The 1,643-nt window shown below is 45.3% G+C and carries 2 protein-coding genes; one reads left to right on the plus strand and one right to left on the minus strand.

Annotated features, from left to right (window positions below; all coding sequences use genetic code 11):
• A partial coding sequence (locus F6K53_RS40755) for a hypothetical protein (protein ID WP_293085905.1) occupies window positions 1-328 on the plus strand: 328 nt, incomplete at its 5' end.
• A gap of 211 nt (window positions 329-539) precedes the next feature.
• Here the strand turns inward: F6K53_RS40755 and F6K53_RS40760 are convergent.
• The gene (locus F6K53_RS40760; protein ID WP_366511430.1) at window positions 540-1,214 is read right to left on the minus strand and encodes a MarR family winged helix-turn-helix transcriptional regulator; all 675 of its coding nucleotides are present in this window, start codon (window positions 1,212-1,214) and stop codon (window positions 540-542) included.
• Window positions 1,215-1,643 lie beyond the last annotated feature (429 nt).

Here is a 1,643-nt window from a genome sequence, read left to right on the forward strand (position 1 = left end):
CTTAACTCCAGATGAACGAGTTCCAGGTGGTTTGTCCGTAAAAGAGTTTGAGAAAGAAGATGACAGCGTAGTCCTTCCGCCTACTAACCCAGGGATGCAAATGTATATGGATTCTCCAGGGTTTTGTGTTGTTTCCAAAAACAATTCCCTCAAGATTTTAGTCCCTGCTGAAAGAGTTAATCACAACATCAAGTTTAAATTTGATGGCGTAACTGCCTACATGGAAGTTAATACTTCTGATTCAGAAAGACCGTTACTTGGTGTTTATCAAGTCTATAGTGTTCGTTCTGGTGACCTCAGCCTTCCTTACTCCATTAAGCAACGTTAAATGTAGCGGCTCGCAAATAATGAGTTTATAGCTTACTGTTTGCGAGCCGTTACATTTACCCGATTCCCAAGATCACAGGCAACAGTGCAAAATAAACCCGCTGCATTCCGTTCTCACTCAACTGCACCCCCACCTTCCCTTACAATAGGGCGATCGCCCCTAAAATCCCAAATTCTGCACCGCTCTCCGCTTCGCCTCCTCCCCGCGCCTGTCACGAAGGGCCAATAATTCTGCCCGAGAATGACTGCCATTGCTCGGTGCACGCCTCCGGGGAAGCTGCAAGATGCTCTGGGCATTCAAGCCGGAGGTGGCGATCCCCAAAGGGGGCATCCACCAAAGCACAGTGATGAGGGCGATCAGAGTCTGAGTAAATATTAGCTCGAAAGAAGCGGCAGGTAACGCACATCTTGGAAACCGGAATTTGTCCTCGTTCCTGAAGTGCTCGCACCATCTTAATCAAGCCACGGAAGAAGACATCAGTTTCCTCCTCTGAAAGCTGATCCACAGCAGTTAGCAAGAAGTCGGGCCAACTAGCTGCATTATCTGCTTGCTGCTGTCCTTTTGCTGTCAGGGTAATGGCGATCGCCCGTCTATCATCTGGCGCTTTACCTTTCTTAACTAAGCCCTTTTCCACAAGTACTGCCACTGCATCGCTTGCTGTTGCTGGTTTGACTGCCAGTCCATCAGCTATTTCCGATAGTCGCATGGGCGATAACGAGCGCGATCGCAGTAGAGCAAGAATTTGACCTTGGGTTGGTGTGAGCCCTTGTAAACCTGCATCTTGCCAAGCTTTACTTTTGAGAGCGAGACTGATTTTAGCAAGACCAGCGATTACTTTGTGGCCAACGGCATTCTTTGACGTATCGAACGGGTTAGTGATGATAATTTCTCCTTAATAATGCCCAGGGTAAACCCATCTTATTTTGAAATGGCTACTGGATATGAGATTCATACCATAAGTAGTTTTGCTGATTAATTTTTAAATCTTTGTTAGGTGCGCTCTTACCATTAAGAATTAAATTCGCCACTGGTCGCACCTCAGCCATGCAAAGGGCGAGTGGGTTAAACCCCCCTGAGGCCACTGCATCGCTTCTGAGTAAGGTTTCTATACTTTAGATGCGTTTGCCTTGTAATAATGCCTAGATTTTATTAAATGCTAAACAAGGAAACGAAAATAGTCAAGCCTAATCCCAGGGGGTCTTGTTCAACCCAATTTTCTGAGGAAATTTATTAATAATACTTTATACAAAATCTGGTTTTATCCGTTGACGATAGCGGAAAATACGTTAATATAGTTAGGATTCCCAAAAATATG

Source organism: Moorena sp. SIO4A1, assembly GCF_010672065.1.
Lineage (GTDB): Bacteria > Cyanobacteriota > Cyanobacteriia > Cyanobacteriales > Coleofasciculaceae > Moorena.